Origin of the sequence: Lentzea sp. NBRC 102530, from assembly GCF_030269365.1 — a bacterium.
Taxonomy (GTDB): Bacteria; Actinomycetota; Actinomycetes; order Mycobacteriales; family Pseudonocardiaceae; genus Lentzea.
Genome location: NZ_BSTF01000020.1, coordinates 126,896 through 144,820 on the forward strand (window position 1 = coordinate 126,896; position 17,925 = coordinate 144,820).

The 17,925-nt window shown below is 69.7% G+C and carries 21 protein-coding genes; 18 read left to right on the forward strand and 3 right to left on the reverse strand.

Annotated features, from left to right (window positions below):
• Window positions 1-1,056, forward strand: a complete 1,056-nt coding sequence (locus QSK25_RS38730; RefSeq protein WP_285645915.1) for an amidohydrolase family protein — start codon at window positions 1-3, stop codon at window positions 1,054-1,056.
• Here the strand turns inward: QSK25_RS38730 and QSK25_RS38735 are convergent.
• Window positions 1,053-1,529: a carboxymuconolactone decarboxylase family protein gene (locus tag QSK25_RS38735; RefSeq protein ID WP_285645869.1), complete on the reverse strand. Its 477-nt coding sequence runs from the start codon at window positions 1,527-1,529 to the stop codon at window positions 1,053-1,055. The two genes, QSK25_RS38730 and QSK25_RS38735, sit on opposite strands and share 4 nt — an antisense overlap.
• A 111-nt stretch (window positions 1,530-1,640) precedes the next feature.
• Between QSK25_RS38735 and QSK25_RS38740 the strand changes: the two genes are divergently transcribed.
• The 15 genes from QSK25_RS38740 (at window position 1,641) to dprA (ending at window position 13,624) form a co-directional block, all read left to right on the forward strand.
• Window positions 1,641-2,522 carry an RNA polymerase sigma-70 factor gene (locus tag QSK25_RS38740; protein WP_285645870.1) on the forward strand — a complete coding sequence of 294 codons (882 nt, stop codon included), beginning with the start codon at window positions 1,641-1,643 and terminating at the stop codon, window positions 2,520-2,522.
• Window positions 2,523-2,733: 211 nt separating this feature from the next.
• Complete coding sequence (locus QSK25_RS38745) at window positions 2,734-3,510, forward strand: type II CAAX endopeptidase family protein (protein ID WP_285645871.1); 777 nt, start codon at window positions 2,734-2,736, stop codon at window positions 3,508-3,510.
• On the forward strand, window positions 3,510-4,241 hold the full coding sequence (locus QSK25_RS38750; RefSeq protein WP_285645873.1) for a LamB/YcsF family protein: 732 nt from the start codon (window positions 3,510-3,512) through the stop codon (window positions 4,239-4,241). Before QSK25_RS38745 ends, QSK25_RS38750 begins: the two co-directional genes overlap by 1 nt.
• A 125-nt stretch (window positions 4,242-4,366) precedes the next feature.
• The gene (gene rpsP, locus QSK25_RS38755; RefSeq protein ID WP_285645875.1) at window positions 4,367-4,807 is read left to right on the forward strand and encodes a 30S ribosomal protein S16; all 441 of its coding nucleotides are present in this window, start codon (window positions 4,367-4,369) and stop codon (window positions 4,805-4,807) included.
• Window positions 4,804-5,043, forward strand: coding sequence for an RNA-binding protein (locus QSK25_RS38760; RefSeq protein ID WP_030468017.1), 240 nt, complete (start codon window positions 4,804-4,806; stop codon window positions 5,041-5,043). Before rpsP ends, QSK25_RS38760 begins: the two co-directional genes overlap by 4 nt.
• A gap of 18 nt (window positions 5,044-5,061) precedes the next feature.
• On the forward strand, window positions 5,062-5,577 hold the full coding sequence (gene rimM, locus QSK25_RS38765) for a ribosome maturation factor RimM (protein WP_285645879.1): 516 nt from the start codon (window positions 5,062-5,064) through the stop codon (window positions 5,575-5,577).
• Window positions 5,567-6,313: a tRNA (guanosine(37)-N1)-methyltransferase TrmD gene (trmD, locus tag QSK25_RS38770; protein ID WP_285645880.1), complete on the forward strand. Its 747-nt coding sequence runs from the start codon at window positions 5,567-5,569 to the stop codon at window positions 6,311-6,313. The genes rimM and trmD overlap by 11 nt, the downstream gene beginning before the upstream one ends.
• A gap of 151 nt (window positions 6,314-6,464) precedes the next feature.
• Window positions 6,465-6,824, forward strand: a complete 360-nt coding sequence (gene rplS / locus QSK25_RS38775; protein WP_285645881.1) for a 50S ribosomal protein L19 — start codon at window positions 6,465-6,467, stop codon at window positions 6,822-6,824.
• A gap of 3 nt (window positions 6,825-6,827) precedes the next feature.
• Entirely contained in the window at window positions 6,828-7,568 is a 741-nt protein-coding gene (lepB, locus tag QSK25_RS38780) for a signal peptidase I (protein ID WP_285645885.1), read from the forward strand.
• Between the two features lie 4 nt (window positions 7,569-7,572).
• Complete coding sequence (gene lepB, locus QSK25_RS38785) at window positions 7,573-8,439, forward strand: signal peptidase I (protein WP_285645887.1); 867 nt, start codon at window positions 7,573-7,575, stop codon at window positions 8,437-8,439.
• Window positions 8,436-9,227: a ribonuclease HII gene (locus tag QSK25_RS38790; RefSeq protein WP_285645888.1), complete on the forward strand. Its 792-nt coding sequence runs from the start codon at window positions 8,436-8,438 to the stop codon at window positions 9,225-9,227. Before lepB (QSK25_RS38785) ends, QSK25_RS38790 begins: the two co-directional genes overlap by 4 nt.
• Entirely contained in the window at window positions 9,227-9,550 is a 324-nt protein-coding gene (locus tag QSK25_RS38795; RefSeq protein ID WP_030479657.1) for a DUF2469 domain-containing protein, read from the forward strand. The genes QSK25_RS38790 and QSK25_RS38795 overlap by 1 nt, the downstream gene beginning before the upstream one ends.
• A gap of 611 nt (window positions 9,551-10,161) precedes the next feature.
• A complete protein-coding gene (locus QSK25_RS38800; RefSeq protein WP_285645889.1) occupies window positions 10,162-10,527 on the forward strand; it encodes a YraN family protein in 366 nt (121 codons plus the stop codon).
• 1 nt (window position 10,528) lies between these two features.
• Window positions 10,529-12,049: a YifB family Mg chelatase-like AAA ATPase gene (locus QSK25_RS38805; protein WP_285645890.1), complete on the forward strand. Its 1,521-nt coding sequence runs from the start codon at window positions 10,529-10,531 to the stop codon at window positions 12,047-12,049.
• A gap of 345 nt (window positions 12,050-12,394) precedes the next feature.
• The gene (gene dprA / locus QSK25_RS38810) at window positions 12,395-13,624 is read left to right on the forward strand and encodes a DNA-processing protein DprA (RefSeq protein ID WP_285645892.1); all 1,230 of its coding nucleotides are present in this window, start codon (window positions 12,395-12,397) and stop codon (window positions 13,622-13,624) included.
• 27 nt (window positions 13,625-13,651) lie between these two features.
• On the opposite strand, the gene QSK25_RS38815 is transcribed toward dprA, so the two are convergent.
• Window positions 13,652-14,056 carry a hypothetical protein gene (locus tag QSK25_RS38815; RefSeq protein ID WP_285645894.1) on the reverse strand — a complete coding sequence of 135 codons (405 nt, stop codon included), beginning with the start codon at window positions 14,054-14,056 and terminating at the stop codon, window positions 13,652-13,654.
• A gap of 182 nt (window positions 14,057-14,238) precedes the next feature.
• A complete protein-coding gene (locus QSK25_RS38820) occupies window positions 14,239-14,829 on the reverse strand; it encodes a hypothetical protein (protein WP_285645896.1) in 591 nt (196 codons plus the stop codon).
• A 157-nt stretch (window positions 14,830-14,986) separates the two neighbouring features.
• Between QSK25_RS38820 and QSK25_RS38825 the strand changes: the two genes are divergently transcribed.
• Together QSK25_RS38825 and QSK25_RS38830 are read left to right on the forward strand one after the other, a co-directional pair.
• Window positions 14,987-15,964: a tyrosine recombinase XerC gene (locus QSK25_RS38825; RefSeq protein WP_285645897.1), complete on the forward strand. Its 978-nt coding sequence runs from the start codon at window positions 14,987-14,989 to the stop codon at window positions 15,962-15,964.
• 166 nt (window positions 15,965-16,130) lie between these two features.
• Window positions 16,131-16,934, forward strand: a complete 804-nt coding sequence (locus tag QSK25_RS38830; protein WP_502881942.1) for a FliA/WhiG family RNA polymerase sigma factor — start codon at window positions 16,131-16,133, stop codon at window positions 16,932-16,934.
• The last annotated feature ends 991 nt before the right edge of the window (window positions 16,935-17,925 follow it).

The window sequence follows — 17,925 nt, forward strand, 5'->3', positions numbered from 1 at the left end:
ATGCACCTGCGCGGCGTCGTCCTGCCCGAGGGCGAGCCGCGGGACCTGTGGGTCGTCAACGGCCGCGTCCGCACCCAGCCGGTGCCGAACGCGCAGACCGTCGTGGACGGCGGCTACCTCGTGCCGGGCCTGGTCGACGCGCACTGCCACGTCGGCCTGGGCCCGCAGGGCGGCGTGGAGCTGCCCGAGGCCGTCGAGCAGGCGATCACCGACCGCGACGCGGGCACGTTGCTGATCCGCGACTGCGGCTCCCCGATCGACACCCGCCCGCTGCAGGAACGCCTCGACCTGCCTCGCATCGTCCGCGCGGGCAAGCACATCTCGAAGCCCAAGCGCTACATCCCGGGCATCAGCGTCGAGGTGGAGACCGACCTGGCGACCGCCGTGGCCGAACAGGCCGCGGACGGCGACGGCTGGGTGAAGCTCGTCGGCGACTGGATCGACCGCGGCGAGGGCGACCTCGCCCCGCTGTGGACGGACGACGAGCTGGCCCAGGCCATCAAGGTCGCCCACGACGCCGGCGCCAAGGTCACCGCGCACGTCTTCGGTGAGGACGCGCTGCCCGGCCTGATCAACGCGGGCATCGACTGCATCGAGCACGGCACCGGCCTCACCGACGACACCATCGCGCTGATGGCCGCCCGTGGCACCGCCCTGGTGCCCACGCTGATCAACATCGAGACGTTCCCCGGCATCGCCGAGAAGGCCGGCAAGTACCCCAGGTACGCGAACCACATGCGTGACCTGCACGCCCGTGTGTCGCGCACGGTGGCGTCCGCTGTCGAGGCCGGGATCCCCGTCTACGCCGGTACCGACGCCGGTGGTGGCATCCGGCACGGGCGCATCGTCGACGAGATCGTCGCGCTGCGCGGAGTGGGGATGAGCGCGGTCGACGCCATCGGTGCGGCGTCGTGGAACGCCCGGGAGTGGCTCGGGTTCCCGTCGCTGACCGAGGGCGCGGCGGCGGACATCGTCGTGTACGACGAGGATCCGCGGGAGAACCTCGAGGTCCTCCGCTCGCCGCGCATGGTCATGCTCAGGGGCCGCATCCACTAGTGGTGCTGGGCGAAGGCCCCGACCTCGTAGTTCCCGCCCTTCTGCCGGGTGATCACGTTCAGCCGGTTCGCGGCGTTGATCAGCCCGATCAGGCAGACCAGGGCGACGGTCTCCTCGTCGTCGAAGTGCTTGCGCACCGCCTCCCAGGTCTCGTCGCTGGTGCCCTGAGGCGTGAGCAGCGTGCCCTCCTCGGTGAGCGCGAGCGCGGCCCGTTCGGCGTCGGTGAAGACCGTCGTCTCGCGCCACCCGGCCACCAGGTGCAGGCGCAGCGGGTCCTCGCCGTTCGCGATGGCCTCCTTGACGTGCATGTCGAGGCAGAGGCCGCAGCCGTTGATCTGGCTGGCGCGCAGGCTGACCAGTTCGATCACGCTCTTCGGCAGCGTCGACTCGTGCAGCACGCCGTTGAGTCCCGCGAAGCGCTTCGCGAGCTTGGCGCCGGTCTGGGTGGCGAAGATGTTGATGCGCGGTTCCATTCGGGGTTCCTCCCTCGTTGGCGTTGCGACCACGAGATGCCGGAGCCCCGAATCCTGTGACTGTGATCCGGGCCACTGTCACAAACGCGCGCGTAGTGGTGTCTTGTGGCCATGGATGTCGCCACCGACGCGTTCGTCAGCCACCGCAACCTGCTCTTCACGATCGCCTACGAGATGCTCGGCTCGGCCGCGGACGCCGAGGACGTGCTGCAGGAGACGTGGCTGCGCTGGTCCGGCGTCGAGCACGCGGACGTGGAGAACCACCGCGCGTACCTGGTGCGGATCGTGACGCGGCAGGCGCTCGGACGGCTGCGCACGCTCGGCCGGCGCAAGGAGTCCTACGTCGGGTCGTGGCTGCCGGAGCCGTTGCTGACCACGCCGGACGTCGCCGAGGACGTCGAACTCGCGGACAGCGTGTCGATGGCGATGATGCTGGTCCTGGAGACGCTCACGCCGACCGAGCGCGCGGTGTTCGTGCTGCGCGAGGTGTTCGGGCTGGAGTACGACGAGATCGCGTCCGCGGTGGACAAGAACGCCGCCGCCGTCCGCCAGATCGCTCACCGAGCACGCTCGCACGTGGCCGCCCGCCGTCCGCGCGAGGTCGTGACGCAACAGCAGTCGCGCGAGGCGATGGCCGCGTTCCAGCGCGCCACCGAAACGGGTGATCTCCAGGCGTTGCTGGACCTGCTGGCGCCCGACGTCGTGCTGCTCGGCGACGGCGGCGGCGTGAAGCAGGCGGTGCCGCGGCCGATCGTCGGTGCCTCGAAGGTGGCCCGGCTGCTGGTCGGCGGACTGCTCAAGTTCAGCGGCTGGACGATGGAACCCGCGCAGGTCAACGGCTACCCGGCGCTGGTCGTCCGGTTCGGCGGCGAACTCGACACGGTGGTCGCCATGCGGATGGAGGACGGCCTGATCAGCGGCCTGTACGCGGTGCGCAACCCGGCCAAGCTCACGCACATGGCGGAGGAGACGGCGCTGCGCCGAGGGGTTTAGCAGCAGCGTCCGCACGCCGATCCAACCACCAGGAACCAGGACATCCGGTGGAGACTCGATCTGACCATTTATTGACCAGGTGGTTGGACCGGAATCCGCCCGTGCCGCACAGTAACCTCGGATCTGGGGCCGGCGGCGTCGAGCGCGAGGTGGCTGATCATGAGAGTGCTGTTGCTCCGCCGGCGGACGTGGCGTGACTAAATTGCAGAGTGTGAGTGAGCCGGAAGCCGTGAAGCCGAGGAACGGTTTCATCGAGACGTTGCGGGACATCCGCCGCAACCCGGAGCCCGAGCGGGTGGGCCAGCGCTGGGGGTTCGGAGCGTTCCTGCTGGTCGAGGCCGTCTTCATCCTGAGCGCCGTGTTCATCACGGCGGTGGGCTCGAGTTTCGGCGCGACGCTCGAGTCGTCGCCGACGCTGGTGCTGGTCGGCTCGCTGGTGCCGATCATGCTCGCGGCCGGGCTCGCCATCGTGATCACGTACGTGCGCGGCAACGGCCCGGTGATCGACCTGCGGCTCAGCCTGACCAAGGCGGACGTGGTCTTCGGCCTCAAGATCGGTGTCATCGGCCTGGTCTTCACCTACTTCGCCGCGTGGCTGTGGGGGACGATCGTCGGCAAGGACAACGCCACGAGCGCCATCGGCGAGCTCTTCAACCAGGCGAACCTCCCGCTGGCCGCGGCCATCACGATGTTCGTCTACATGAGCTTCATCGGGCCGATCTGCGAGGAGATCATCTTCCGCGGTCTGCTCTGGGGCGCGGTCGAACGCCAGGGCTGGAGCCGGTGGGCGGCGTTCGTGCTGACCACGGTGATCTTCGCGGTCAGCCACCTCGAACCGCAGCGCACCTGGCTGCTGCTGGTCATCGCCATCCCGATCGGCGTGGCCCGGCTGATCACCCGCAGCCTCGGGGCGAGCATCGTGGCGCACGTGCTGAACAACTTCCTGCCCGGCCTGTCCCTGCTGCTGCTCTCGGTCGGTGTCCTCTGATGGACCTGAACAGCGATCTCGGCGAGGGCTTCGGCATCTGGCAGCTCGGCGACGACACCGCGTTGCTGGGCGTCATCAGCAGCGCGAACGTCGCGTGCGGGTTCCACGCCGGCGATCCGTCCACGATGCGTCGTGTGTGTGAGGAGGCCGCACGCAACGGTGTCCGCATCGGTGCGCAGGTCTCGTACCGCGACCTCGCCGGGTTCGGCCGCCGGTTCATCGACGCGGACCCCGTGGAACTGGCCGACGAGGTGCTCTATCAGATCGGCGCGCTCGATGCGTGCGCACGAGCAGCAGGTACCGAGGTCGTGTACGTGAAGCCGCACGGCGCGCTTTACAACGCCACGGTGCATCACGTTGCGCAAGCCCAGGCCGTCGTGAACGGCGTGCGGGCGTTCAAGGACCTGCCGATCCTCGGCCTGCCCGGCTCCCAGTTGCTGGAGAAGGCCGAGGCGGCGGGCCTGCGCGGCGTCCAGGAGGCGTTCGCGGACCGCGGCTACACGCCCGAGGGCACGCTGGTGCCACGCAGCCGGCCCGGTGCGTTGCTCACCGACAGCGCCGCCGTCGTCGAACGCGCCCGCCGGCTGCTCGACGGTGAGATCGTCGCGGTCGACGGCACGGTGCTCAAGACGCAAGCCGAGTCGTTGTGCGTGCACGGCGACACGCCAGGAGCCGTCGCACACGCGCGTGCGGTGCGGGAAGCGCTCGGGGACGTCACGCCGTTCGCGTAGGACCCGATTCGGATCCACCGGTCCCCATCTGGCACAATTGCCCGCTGTCCGTCGTGGTCGGCCCCTCTGCCCGGGCCACGGCCGTGCGAACCATCAACACAGAGCTCTCGAGGAGTACCAGGCCAATGGCCGTCAAGATCAAGCTTCAGCGTCTCGGCAAGATCCGCCAGCCGTACTACCGCATCGTGGTCGCCGACGCGCGCACCCGTCGCGACGGCAAGGCCATCGAGACGATCGGCAAGTACCACCCCAAGGAAGAGCCGTCGTTCATCGCGGTCGACTCCGAGCGCGCGCAGTACTGGCTGGGTGTCGGCGCGCAGCCGACCGAGTCCGTCCAGCGCCTGCTGGAGATCACCGGTGACTGGCAGAAGTTCAAGGGCCTGCCGGGCGCCGAGGGCACCCTGCGCGTCAAGGAGCCGAAGACCTCCAAGGCCGACCTGTTCGCCGCCGCGCTCGCCGCCGCGAACGAGGAGCCGATGACCGAGGCCACCACGCCGAAGGCGAAGAAGGCCAAGAAGGCCGACGACGCGCCCAAGGCTGACGAGGCGTCCAAGGACGAGGCGTGAGTTTGTTGGCTGACGCCCTCGAACACCTCGTTCGCGGCATCGTCGACCACCCGGACGACGTCCGGGTGAACCTCGTCACGACCCGCCGCGGCCGCACCCTCGAGGTCCACGTCCACCCGGACGACCTCGGCAAGGTGATCGGCCGTGGTGGTCGCACCGCGACGGCCCTGCGCACCGTGATGGCCGGCATCGGCGGTCGTGGCGTGCGGGTCGACGTCGTCGACACCGACCGCTGAAAAAGAGTTTCCAGGGCAATGGACGTAGTTGTCGGCCGTGTGGCCAAGGCGCACGGGATCACCGGCGAACTCGCCGTTGACGTGCGCACTGACTCTCCCGAACTGCGTTTCGCGGTCGGGAAGACGATGCAAGCCAAGCTGCGTGACGGCACGTCCCGAAGCCTCACCGTGTCAGCCGCCCGGCCTCATGCCGGGCGGCTGCTCGTGCGTTTCGAGGAAGTCGTCACGCGTGACGTCGCCGAGGCGTTGCGCGGCACGTTGTTGCTGGGCAGCACCGACGACCTGCCGCCGACCGGCGACCCCGACGAGTTCTACGACCACGAGCTCGAAGGGCTCGCGGCCGAACTCGTCGACGGCACGCGGATCGGCACGGTCAAGGAGATCCTGCACGGGCCGGGCGGTGAGCTGCTCGTGGTCATCCGTGACAAGGGCGAGGCGCTGATCCCGTTCGTGCGTGAGATCGTGCCCACGGTGGACGTGCGCGGCGGCCGTGTCGTGATCGATCCGCCAGAGGGTCTGCTCGATGCAGATTGACGTCGTCACGATCTTCCCCGAGTACCTCGCGCCGTTGCGCGCGGCGTTGCTGGGGAAGGCGATCGACCGCGGGCTGATCAGCGTCGGCGTGCACGACCTGCGCGACTGGACCGAGGACGTGCACAAGGCTGTCGACGACAGCCCGTACGGCGGCGGTCCCGGCATGGTCATGAAGGCCGACATCTGGGGCCCTGCCCTGGATGACGTGTGCACGGACGAGACGCGTCTCATCGTGCCGACGCCGGCCGGACGTCCGTTCACGCAGGCGTTGGCGCACGAGTACGCGGACGAGTCACACCTCGTCTTCGCGTGTGGTCGCTACGAAGGTATCGACCAGCGTGTGGTGGATGACGCTCGTCGGCGCGTGCGCGTTGACGAGGTGTCCATCGGCGACTACGTGCTCGTCGGCGGTGAGGTGGCGGTGCTCGCGATCGTGGAAGCGGTCGCACGGCTGCTGCCCGGCGTCCTCGGGAACCCGAAGTCGCACGCCGAGGACTCGTTCCAGGACGGGCTGCTCGAAGGGCCGAGCTACACGCGGCCGTTGGTGTGGCGCGACCTGGAGGTGCCGGACGTGCTGCGCTCCGGCAACCACAAGAAGATCGACCGCTGGCGGCGTGACCAGTCCCTCGTCCGGACCTTCGAACGGCGTCCTGACCTGCTGGAATCGCTGCCCGCGGATGCTTTCGACAAGCACGACCGCGCCCTGCTCACGCGCCTGCGCGAGGGTGGGGAGTAACCCGATTTCATTCCGGAAGGCCTGGTCTGGCACACTGGACCAGTTGCCGCAGCCGGTGTGACGTCGGCGTGCGCACACAAGCCGACCCCCATCATGTCGTGCACAGTCATGGAACATGCTCTGGGGAGTTCAAGACACGTGAGGAACACCGATGAACATCCTGGACGCACTCGACGCCCAGTCGCTGCGCTCTGACATCCCGGCGTTCCGCGCCGGTGACACGCTGAAGGTCCACGTCCGCGTCATCGAGGGCTCGCGCGAGCGCGTCCAGGTGTTCCAGGGCGTCGTGATCCGTCGCCAGGGCGGCGGCATCCGCGAGACCTTCACCGTCCGCAAGGTCTCGTTCGGCGTCGGCGTCGAGCGCACCTTCCCGGTGCACTCCCCGAACATCGCCGAGGTCGAGGTCGTCACCCGCGGTGACGTGCGTCGCGCCAAGCTGTACTACCTCCGCGACCTGCGCGGCAAGGCCGCCAAGATCAAGGAGAAGCGCGAGGCCAAGCCGGTCTCCTGATCGGTGGCTTCGAGCCCAGAGGACTTCGAGGACGCCTCCGCACCGGACGAACCGGAGCGGGGGCGTACTCCTGTTTGGAGAGAAGTCCTGTACGTCGTCGTGACGGCCGTCGTGCTGACGGTGCTCATCCAGGCGTTCGTGGCGCGGGTCTACGTGATCCCCTCGGCGTCGATGGAAGCGACGTTGCACGGGTGCACCGGTTGCGAGAACGACCGCGTGCTGGTCGACAAGATCGTCTACCGCTTCGGTGACATCGAGCCCGGCGAGGTCGTCGTGTTCCGCGGTCCCGAGGCGTGGACGACCACGGACTTCCGCACCCCGCCGTCGACCAATCCCGTCGCGGGTTTCGTGCGGAACATCGGTTCGTTGCTGGGCATCGCGCCCGCGAACGAACGCGACTTCGTGAAGCGCGTCATCGCGTTGCCCGGCCAGACGGTGATGTGTTGCGACGAGCAGCACCGTGTTGTTGTGGACGGCAAACCGCTCGACGAACCCTATGTGCATTGGCAGGCCGGAAGTTCGCCCGCCGACCACCAGCCGTTCGACCCGGTGCGCGTGCCGGAGGGACGATTGTTCGTCATGGGGGACAACCGGATGAACTCCACCGACTCGCGCAAACAGGGCGGTGGGGGCGTAGCGGGCACGGTGCCGGTCGAAAACGTCATCGGCAAGGCCCGGTACGTCGTTTTCCCCAAAGATCGGTGGAGTGTTGTGTCGGATCACAACCCCCAGCCCCTAGGCTGATCTCGTGGTCGACGACGCTCCAGAGCAGAACCCGCCAGCCGACGAGCCCGGTTCGGACGCTTCGGACAAGCCAGGGAAGAAGCAGAAGAAAAAGGGCAACTTCTGGAAGGAACTGCCCGTCCTCATCCTGGTCGCGTTCGGCCTCGCGATCGGCATCCAGATCTTCCTCGGCCGGGTCTACATGATCCCGTCCGAGTCGATGGAGACGACGCTGCACGGGTGCACCGACTGCTACGGCGACCGGGTGCTCGTGGACAAGGTGACGTTCCGCTTCACCGATCCGGCGCCGGGCGACGTGATCGTGTTCCGCGGGCCGCCGTCGTGGCAGAACGACTTCATCTCCGACGAGCCGACGAACCCGGTCTCGCAGGCGTTGTCGTGGCTGGGTTCGCTGGTGGGCCTGCCCTCGGCGAACGAGGAGGACTTCGTCAAGCGCGTGATCGCCGTCGGCGGCCAGACCGTGAAGTGCTGCGACGAGCAGAACCGCGTGACGGTGGACGGCAAACCGCTCGACGAGCCCTACAAGCACTACGACGAGGGCACGCCGGCCGAGCAGGAGTCGTTCGAGGAGCTCAAGATCCCCGACGGCATGCTGTTCGTGCTCGGCGACAACCGCAACCACTCGTGCGACTCGCGCTGCCAGGGCCAGGGCGGCCTGAACGGCCTGGTCCCGGTGGACGACGTGATCGGCAAGGCACGCGTGATCGTGCTGCCGCCGTCGAGGTGGGGCGGGGTGTCGGACCACAACCCGCAGGCCGTCTCGATGGGAGCACCGGGCTGGCAGGAGAGCGCCCCGCTGGGCCTCGGTATCGTCGGTGCGTGGCCGCTTCTGCTGCTGGGACGTCGAGTGCGAGACCGCTTCCGCCGATGACGATGCTGATGCCGCCCCGCGCGGTCGTGCGGGGCTCGTCGGGCAACTGGGCCCTGCAGAGCACGCTGGAGCGCCGTGGCCTCGGCCCGGTGGCCGGTGTGGACGAGGCAGGCCGCGGCCCGTGCGCAGGCCCGCTCGTGATCGCCGCGTGCGTCCTCCGACCGGGTGACGCCGCCCGCTTCGAGGGCCTGAACGACTCGAAGCTCATGACGGCAGCAGCACGCGATCGGATGTACGACCTGGTCCTGAAGCGTGCCGTGGATCACTCGATAGTGGTCGTTTCGCCCGCCGACATCGACTGGCTCGGCATCCACGTCATGAACATCGAGGGCATGCGCCGAGCAGTGGCCCAGATGGCGACCCACCCCGGCTACGTCCTGACGGACGGCTTCAAGGTGCCGGGCATGCCCGCCCCGAACGTGGCGGTGCTGAAAGGCGACCAGGCAGCAGCCTGCGTGGCAGCGGCATCAGTGCTGGCCAAGGTCACGAGGGACCGGATCATGGCCGACCTGCACGCCCGACACCCGCAGTACGGCTTCAACGTCCACAAGGGCTACTGCACACCAGAACACACGGCAGCGTTGATGGAACACGGCCCGTGTGCAGAGCATCGCTGGTCGTATGTAAATGTGGCAGCAGCGGCTGTCAAGCACGGTCTCGCCGCGCCGCACAGGGTGGCGCGCGGCACGACCGCGACCGCCGTGGTCCAGAATGATGCAGCCCCGGCTGACGCCGGGGAGCTCGCGACGAGGGAGGGCGCGGAGCAGATGACCCGCGCGGAGGCGTAATGAGTGCAGAGGATCTCGAGAAGTACGAGACCGAGATGGAACTGTCGCTGTACAAGGAGTACCGCGACATAGTCAGCCAGTTCTCGTTCGTCGTGGAGACCGAACGGCGTTTCTACCTGGCCAACTCGGTGGACGTGCAGGTGCGCAACGCCGACGGCGAGGTGTACTTCGAGGTGCGCATGTCGGACGCGTGGGTTTGGGACATGTACCGCCCCGCGAGGTTCGTCAAGAACGTTCGTGTCATCACGTTCAAGGACGTGAACGTGGAGGAGCTGGACAAGCCGGATCTCCGCCTGCCGGAAAGCGGCCCGTTCCCCAGCTAGAAGAACTCACCCCCGCCCTCGCACCCCGTGCCCAGCACGCGGGCGCGAGGGCGGCGCCATGCCCGGCCCACAACTCCCGCCACCGCGAGCCACACGCCTGCACACCAGCCCACCGCGTCGTCCTGTCCGCACACGGCCGCGCCTCCTTGCCGGCACCCGCCTGCCTGGTCGCACCGGCCTGCCTGGTCGCACCGGCTGGAGGCACACCCGCCCCGCCCTGCTGGCCACTCGCCCGCCGCACCTTCCTGGCCGCGCCTGCTCGCCGCGTCACGCCTTACTTCACCTCACCCTGCCCCTCCCGGCGTCGTCCATCCGTCCTGCCCATCTCGCCGCCTCGCCGTGCCCTCGCCGTGCCCCCGCCGTGCCCCCGCCGTGCCCCCGCCGTGCCCCCGCCGCGCCCCGCCGTGCCCCGCCGTGCCCCGCCGTGCCCCGCCGTGCCCCGCCCCGCCAGTCGCCCTACCACACCCCACTGACGATTCCGCCGTCCCAACATCCACAACGGCCGACTTGTCCACAGCCGCCGAGTTGTCCACAGATTCCCGGCAGCCCCACCGCGCACCCCTCCCAGCCCTGCACTGTCGTTCCCAACGACCCGCAGGGAGGCGAGCACGGTGGCACTGACCGAGACCAGGCAGCAGCAGAAGGGCAGGGAGGGCGAGGACCTGGCGTGCAGGTACCTGGAAGGCCAGGGCCTGGTCGTCCTGTCCCGCAACTGGTCCTGCCGCGACGGCGAACTCGACGTGGTGGCCGTGGAGGACGGCCGCCTGGTCGTCTGCGAGGTCAAGACCAGAACCACCCCGCGCTGGGGTCGCCCCGACGAGGCCGTCGACCAGCGCAAGCTCTCCCGCCTGCGCCGCACCGCACTCCGCTGGCTCGCCGCCCACCACGTCGGCTGGTGCGAGGTCCGCGTGGACCTGATCTCCATCACCTGGCCCGCCCACGGCGAACCCACCCTGCAACACCTGCGGGGAGCCTGAGATGGGCCTGGCGCGGGTCTGGTCGGTGGCCCTCTACGGCGTGGACGGCATAGCGGTCGAGATCGAGGCCGACGTGGGAGCGGGCCAACCCCGGACCCACCTCCTGGGCCTCCCTGACGCGGCCCTGCACGAGTCCAAGGAACGCGTCAAAGCGGCCGTCCGCAACAGCGACGAGGAGTGGCCCCAGCAACGGATCGTCCTGGGCCTCTCCCCGGCCAACCTCCCCAAGGGCGGCAGCAGCTACGACCTCGCCATCGCCTGCGCCACCCTCGCCGCCGCGGGCAAGGTCCCCGCGGACCGCCTCTCCACCACGGTCATGCTGGGCGAACTGGCCCTGGACGGCCGCCTCCGCCCCATCAGAGGCGTGCTCCCGGCCCTCCTGGCCGCCCGCAGAGCCGGCCTGCACGAGGCGATCGTCCCGGTGGACACCCTTCCGGAAGCCGCCCTCGTGGACGGCGTGACCCTGCACGGCGCCAACACCCTCGCCGAGGCGCTGGCCTGGCTGCGGGGCGACGACATCACCCTCCAGTCCGCGCCACCGCCCACGGAGTCGCCGACGCCACCGACCCCGGACCTGGCCGACGTCGTGGGCCAACCAGAAGCCCGCTGGGCCCTGGAAGTGGCCGCGGCAGGCGCCCACCACCTGCTTCTCACGGGCCCTCCGGGCACCGGTAAGACCATGCTGGCCGAACGCCTGCCAGGCCTGCTCCCACCCCTGAGCCGCCAAGAATCGCTGGCGGTGACCGCGGTCCACTCGGTAGCCGGCGTGCTGTCCTCCGACTGCCCCTTGGTGGCCACCCCGCCGTTCGTGAACGTCCACCACACGACCTCGATAGCCGCCCTGATAGGTGGCGGCAGCGGCATGGCCAAACCAGGCGCCGCCTCCAAGGCTCACAAGGGCGTCCTCTTCCTGGACGAGGCCTGCGAGTTCGGCCAGAAGACCATCGACACCCTCCGCACCGCCCTGGAAGACGGCGAAATCCGCATCCCGAGGCGAGACGGCATAGCCCGCTACCCGGCCCGCTTCCAGCTGATCCTCGCCACCAACCCCTGCCCCTGCGCCCCGCCCAAAGAGATCGACTGCATCTGCACCGCCACAGTCCGCCGCCGCTACCAGGCCAAACTGAGCGGGCCACTGCTGGACCGAGTGGACCTGCGCGTCCGCATGAGGGCCACCACGGCCATGTCCAACGCCGAAGCCGCAGCGCCAGAACCTACAGCAGTCGTGCGGACGAGAGTCCTCAAAGCCAGGCAACGAGCGGCCACCCGCTGGTCCTCCCACGGCCACACCTGGCCCTCCAACTCCCAGGTCCCGGGCCCGTCCCTACGACGGGAGTTCGCCCTCCCGAGAACGACGACGGCCCTCCTCGACAAGGCCCTCGCCATAGGCGCGCTGACCGGCAGGGGAGCCGACCGCTGCCTGCGGGTCGCCTGGACCCTTGCCGACCTGGCAGAAGTCGACCGCCCAACCCAGGACCACGTCGCTGCCGCCCTGCAGTTCCGAGAACGAAGGGCTCCGTAGCCCCCAATCCGCTCAGCCCACCCAAGCCGCTCAGCCCATCCGAGCCGCTCAGCCCACCCAAGCCGGTCACCCCACCCAAGCCGCTCAGCCCACCCGAGCAGCCGACGCGTGGACCCCACTCCCACTCCGCGCGCCGGCCCCAGAGCGGGTCGCCCGTCCGTCCCCGGCGGGCGACCCGCTTCCCACCTCAGGAGCCACCATGACCGTCCACCTCCCCACCCCGACGCTCGCAACCGCACTTCTCCGCCTGTGCTGCACAGTCCGAAAGCGCACCTCAAGCGCCAGCCCTCCACACCCCTGGAGCTCCGACCCCTGGCAACGCTGGCTCCCCTGGCGGTGGTTCCGATGACCACCACCGAGCCGCCCGAGCCCCCACCCGCGACCCCGAAGGCTGAGACCCCGAAGGCTGAGACTCCAGCGGCCGAGACTCCAGCGGCTGCGGTGAGGGCTTCCGACACCGTCCGCCTGGCGAGGGCCTACCTCTCCCGAGTGGCCGAGCCCTATCCGGGTGCGCTGGCGGCGTTCGTCGCCAAGGTCGGTCCGGTAGAGGCGGCAGCCCGCGTGCGCTCCGGCGAAATTTCGCCCACCGTGGCCAGTCAGACCTCCGCGAGGCGAGCAGAAGAACGCGCCGAAGCCGACTTGGCCGCCATTGCCAAACTGGGCGGCCGCCTGGTGGTCCCCGAGGACGAGGAGTGGCCCCGCTGGCCGTTGCTGGCGCTGGAGAACATCGCCGCCCGCCGTTGCGGCGGCGAGCCCCTGGCCCTGTGGGTGCGCGGCCCGCACTTCCTCGCCGACGTGGTGGACAAGGCCGTGGCGGTGGTCGGCTCGCGCGCCTCCACCGCGTACGGGGAGCACGTCGCCGCCGAGTTCGCCTACGGGCTGGCGCTGACGGGCACGACGGTCGTTTCCGGTGCCGCGTACGGCATCGACGGCGCGGCCCACCGCGGCGCACTCCACGCCGGCGGCATGACGATCGCGGTGCTGGCGTGCGGCGCCGACACCGCATATCCCGGTGGCCACCAGGGCTTGCTCGCCAAGATCGCGCTGGAGGGACTGATCGTCAGCGAGTACCCGCCCGGCGTCATGCCCGCTCGGCACCGGTTCCTCACCCGCAACCGCCTCATCGCCGCCCTCAGCGGCGGCACCGTCGTCGTGGAGGCCGGGCGGCGCAGCGGGGCCAAGAACACCGCGGCGATCACACTCGCCCTGGGCCGGCCGCTGATGGTGGTGCCGGGCCCCGTCACGTCGGCGAGTTCCGCCGGCTGCCACGAGTTGCTGCGGGACGGACGGGCCGTGTCGGTCACCTCGATCGCCGAGATCGTCGAGTCGACCGGACGCTTCGGCGACGACCTCGCCACCAAGCCCGCCGAGAAGGACAGCGATCTCGGCGCTCCTCAAGGCGAGGCCATGCGCGTCTACGAGGCCTTGGGCAAGCGGTGCGGGCTGAGCGCCGAGGTCGTGTCGGTCGAGTCGGGCGTGCCGCTGGAACGGGTTCGAGCCCTGTTGCCCGAGCTGGAACTCGCCGGCCTGGCCCTCCGCCTCGACGAGGGCTGGCAGAAGCTGGAACCGGGGTGATTGAAAGTCCAATGTGGATAGAGCGGGTCAACGGCCGTGCAGAAAGCGCGGGACGACGAGCGCCGCCGCGGCGACCACGGGTGCGAGCACGGACCGGAACGTGAGGCCGAAGTCCCGCGTGACGGTCAGCGCCACGTCGGACTGCGGCGTCGAGGAAAGACAGATCGGCAGGTTCTTCGCCTCCTCGGTCGGGCAGCCGAGGTAGACGCCGCGCAACCTGGCCGACCAGGTCCACAAGACCGCGAACAGCCAGCCGGCCGCCAAACAGGCGGACGGCACGGCGTAGTTCAGGAAGGTCGGTACTCGGGCGGCGCCGAGATCGGCGCGTTCGCCGGGCACCGAGTGCAGCGCGAGGAGGCGTATGTCAGGGCGCACGTCCACGTAGTGCCAGGGAACGGCCTCCTGCACCAGCGCGGCGACCGCCTTGTCCACCTCCAGGAGGGGGCTCTGGGCGATCGGTCGTCGCGAGCGCGGAACGTGGCGTTGCCGTCCCCAGATGCGTCAGCCAGTTGCGACGAAGAAGACGCTGAGCGGCACCGTCACTGCGAGGAGGAGAAGCAGGAAGATCATCTCGGATGGTAAGGCCCTGAAGTTGACCTGCGGCTTCGCCTCCGTCATCTGGACGTGCCACCTGCCTTGCGTCTGGGTTCGCCGTCGTCGTCCGGGTCGTCTTGGCCGGCGCCGGCCTGCGCGGAGTCGGCCTGGTCAGGGTCGGCCTGATCGGCGTCGCGCAGCACCAGGGCGGCGATGACGGCGTCGGCCAGTGCGTGGGCTTTCTGCTGCTTCATGCCCAGTGAGAGCGCGCGTTCCAGGGCGATCTGGCGCACCTCGGCCAGTTGGGCGGTGGTGAGCGGTGTGGGTGGCAGGGCCAGTGGTGCGTCGGGCTTGCCGCGGACCTTGCGCCAGGCCTTGCGGACGGCGCTGGTCATGCCGTCGCGGACGGCCGTGCCGATGCTGTCGGAGACGGCGGTGATCACGCTGCCGGACACCAGGGCGATCACCGGCGTGGCCATGGCCACCACGTCTCCCAGGCCGAAGCCGATCGGGTCGTCGTGGGCCTGGCGGAGGCGGCGTTCCGCCTGCTTGGGGTTCTCCAGGTAGGGAGCGGCCACGACGTCGTACGACGGCAGCTCCTCCGGGGCGATCTTGCGCACCACTCGGCGCGCCAGGTCGTCGGCTGTTCGGACGGTGGTGCTCGCTGCCATCGCTACTCCGAAAGGTGATCTGTCCGTGCCGTCAAACCCGTGCTCGTCACAGGGAGTTGAAACGTTATCGTGTTGGCGATCATGAGAGCGCTCTCAAATGGGGCGAGGGTGTGGCGATACTTGACCAAACGCCCCGACTGGCGCAGCGTCTTGGCCTATGTCCTCGCCGCCGCATGGTCGGACACGTCGTGTCGATCTCGTTCGCCTGCGCGAAAAACTGCCAGCGAACGTGGAAGACGTGTTGCGCCAGTACGAACGGCATCTGATGTTGGAGCGTGATCTGTCGCCGCACACGGTGCGCGCCTACATCGGGGACGCTGTCGCGTTGCTGGGACACGTCGCCGGGAATATCCCGGAACAAGCGGATGTCGGACACGTCGATCTGACGAATTTGCGCTCATGGCTTGCCGCGCAACGCACTGCGGGTGCCAGTCGCACGACTCTCGCGCGTCGTGCCGCTGCTGCGCGCGCATTTACGGCGTGGGCGCACCGAGCAGGGCATTTGGCGGCGGATCCGGGGCCTCGGCTCGCTGCCCCGCGTCCTCACCGGACGTTGCCCTCGGTGTTGCGGGAGGACCAGGCGAAGGACGCCATGAGGGCCGTATCCTCTGGCGCGTCCCAAGGCGATCCGGTTGCGCTGCGTGATCAGGCCGTGGTGGAGTTGCTGTACGCCACAGGTATCCGCGTGGCCGAACTCTGTGGTCTTGACCTCGAGGACGTGGACTACTCCCTAAGGGTGATTCGAGTTCTGGGCAAAGGTGGACGCGAGCGCAGCACGCCGTTCGGCGTGCCCGCTGAGCGAGCGCTGCGACGGTGGGTGGACGAGGGGCGAAACGCCCTGGTAGCACCGGATTCGCCACCGGCGCTGTTCCTCGGTGCCCGCGGCGGCCGGCTGAACCAGCGTGCCGTTCGCACCCTGGTGCACGAGGTGGTCGCCGTGGTACCGGACGCGCCGGACATCGGGCCGCACGGGTTGCGCCACTCCGCTGCGACCCATCTGCTGGAAGGAGGAGCGGACCTGCGCACCGTCCAAGAACTGCTTGGTCACGCTACGCTCGCAACGACTCAGCTTTACACACACGTCACTGTCGAACGGCTGAAGGCGATCCATGACCGAACCCACCCCCGTTCCTGACGCCGCAGGGGGAGGATCGCGTACGGCGACCGTGCCCCCTGAACCCGTCCTGCCCGCACCAGTGTCGAAGCAGGCGAGCAACGGGCACCGTCAGAACGGCGCGCCGCGCACCGAGGCATCCCCCGAGCCCGGTGCCAACACGCATGTCAACGGCACGCCCGCTGCCGTGACGACTGCGGTGACGCGCGCGGACGTCCGGTCCGGTGACGACGTCGAAGCCGGCATCGTCGCCCTGTGGCGCAGCTACGGCGAGTCACGCGACCAGAACCAGCGAGACCGCCTGGTCCTGCACTACGCGCCGCTGGTCAAGTACGTCGCCGGCCGCGTCGGCACCGGTCTGCCCGCCCACGTGGACGTGGCCGACCTGATTCAGTCCGGCATCTTCGGCCTGGTCGACGCCATCGAGAAGTTCGAGCCGGAACGCGGTCTCAAGTTCGAGACCTACGCCATGCAGCGCATCCGCGGCGCGATCCTCGACGACCTCCGCTCCCAGGACTGGGTGCCGCGCTCGGTCCGCAGCCGGGCCCGCGACGTCGAACGAGCCCTCGAACGCCTCGGCGCGAAGCTGCAGCGCACACCCACCGACCGTGAGCTCGCCGCAGAGCTCAAGATCGGCCTGGCCGAACTCCGCGAGCTCTACGGCCAGCTCCAGCTCACCAGCGTCGTGGCCCTGGACGAGCTCATCGCCCCGAACAAGGGCGGCTCCTCCCTGGCCGAGTCGCTGCCCGACGACGCCGCGGAAGACCCGGTGGCGAGCCTCGTCGACCAGGACAGCCGCCGCCAGCTGGCCGATGCGATCGCCCAGCTCGCGGAACGCGACCGGGTGGTCGTCACCCTCTACTACTTCGAGAACCTGACCCTCGCCGAGATCGGCAAGGTCCTGGGCGTCACCGAGTCGCGTGTCTGCCAGCTCCACACCCGCGCGGTCCTGCGCCTGCGCACGAAGCTCAACGAGCAGTCCGAGGCCTGACCGAGCCGCATCGCTCACCCCCAGCCGCACCGCACACTCCCCAGCAGCCTGGCACCAGCCGGGCTGCCGGACGCGTGCACCAGCAGGGCCGCGCAGCCTTCACAAATCGGGCTTGAACCCCCTTTCCGCCCTTCGCCGGGCCAAATTCACTCGAACGGGTGGCCGTTGGGTCTGCTCCAAGCACGCCCCGTGCCCGCTCGGGCATTCCGCCACTCGCCAGACCCGCGAGCCGGGCGAACTCCGCCGACCTGGGCCGACTGCGGGGGTAACGCCCGGCAGATGGAGCAGCCGAGGTTTGCCGGGTGAATCGCTGTGCCTCACCGCAGCCCAGTTCGCCGACGTCGGGGAGGTGGCCGATCGGAAGATCGGCGGAGCTGTCGGAACCGGGCAAGCGGCGAACAGCGAGGCCGGGAATCGGGCGGACGCTCGCTCAAGCCCAGGTGGGCTGGGGGCTGGCGGGTTGGCGGTGGGTGGGTTGGCGGTGAGGCGGGCTGCGTCGGTACGCGGGGCAAGCACGCCCGGCAGGACAGGCTGGGTGCGGGGCCGGCTTCGCGGCCAGGCAAGGCCAGGCAGGCCAGGCAGGGCAGGGCGGGGCAGGGCAGGGCGGGGCAGAGCAGGCCAGGCAGGGCAGGCAGGGCAGGGCGGGGCAGGGCAGGGCGGGGCAGAGCAGGGCAGGGCGGGGCAGAGCAGGCCAGGCAGGGCAGGCAGGGCAGGGCGGGGCAGGGCAGGGCGGGGTAGGGCAGGGCGGGGCAGAGCAGGGCGGGGCAGAGCAGGCCAGGCAGGCCAGGCAGGGCAGGCAGGGCAGGCAGAGCGGGGCAGACGGATAGGTGCGGAAGCAGGTCGGCGTGGAGGCGGGGCCGATGGTGGATTTCTGTCGGGAACCGCGTGTGTGCCGGAGAGCAGTGGTCGGCGAGCGGTGGTGTCGAGCGGCCTGTGGCCGGCGTGCAGCCCTGTCGAGGGGGACGTTGGTGTGGGCGGGGCGGGTGTGGGT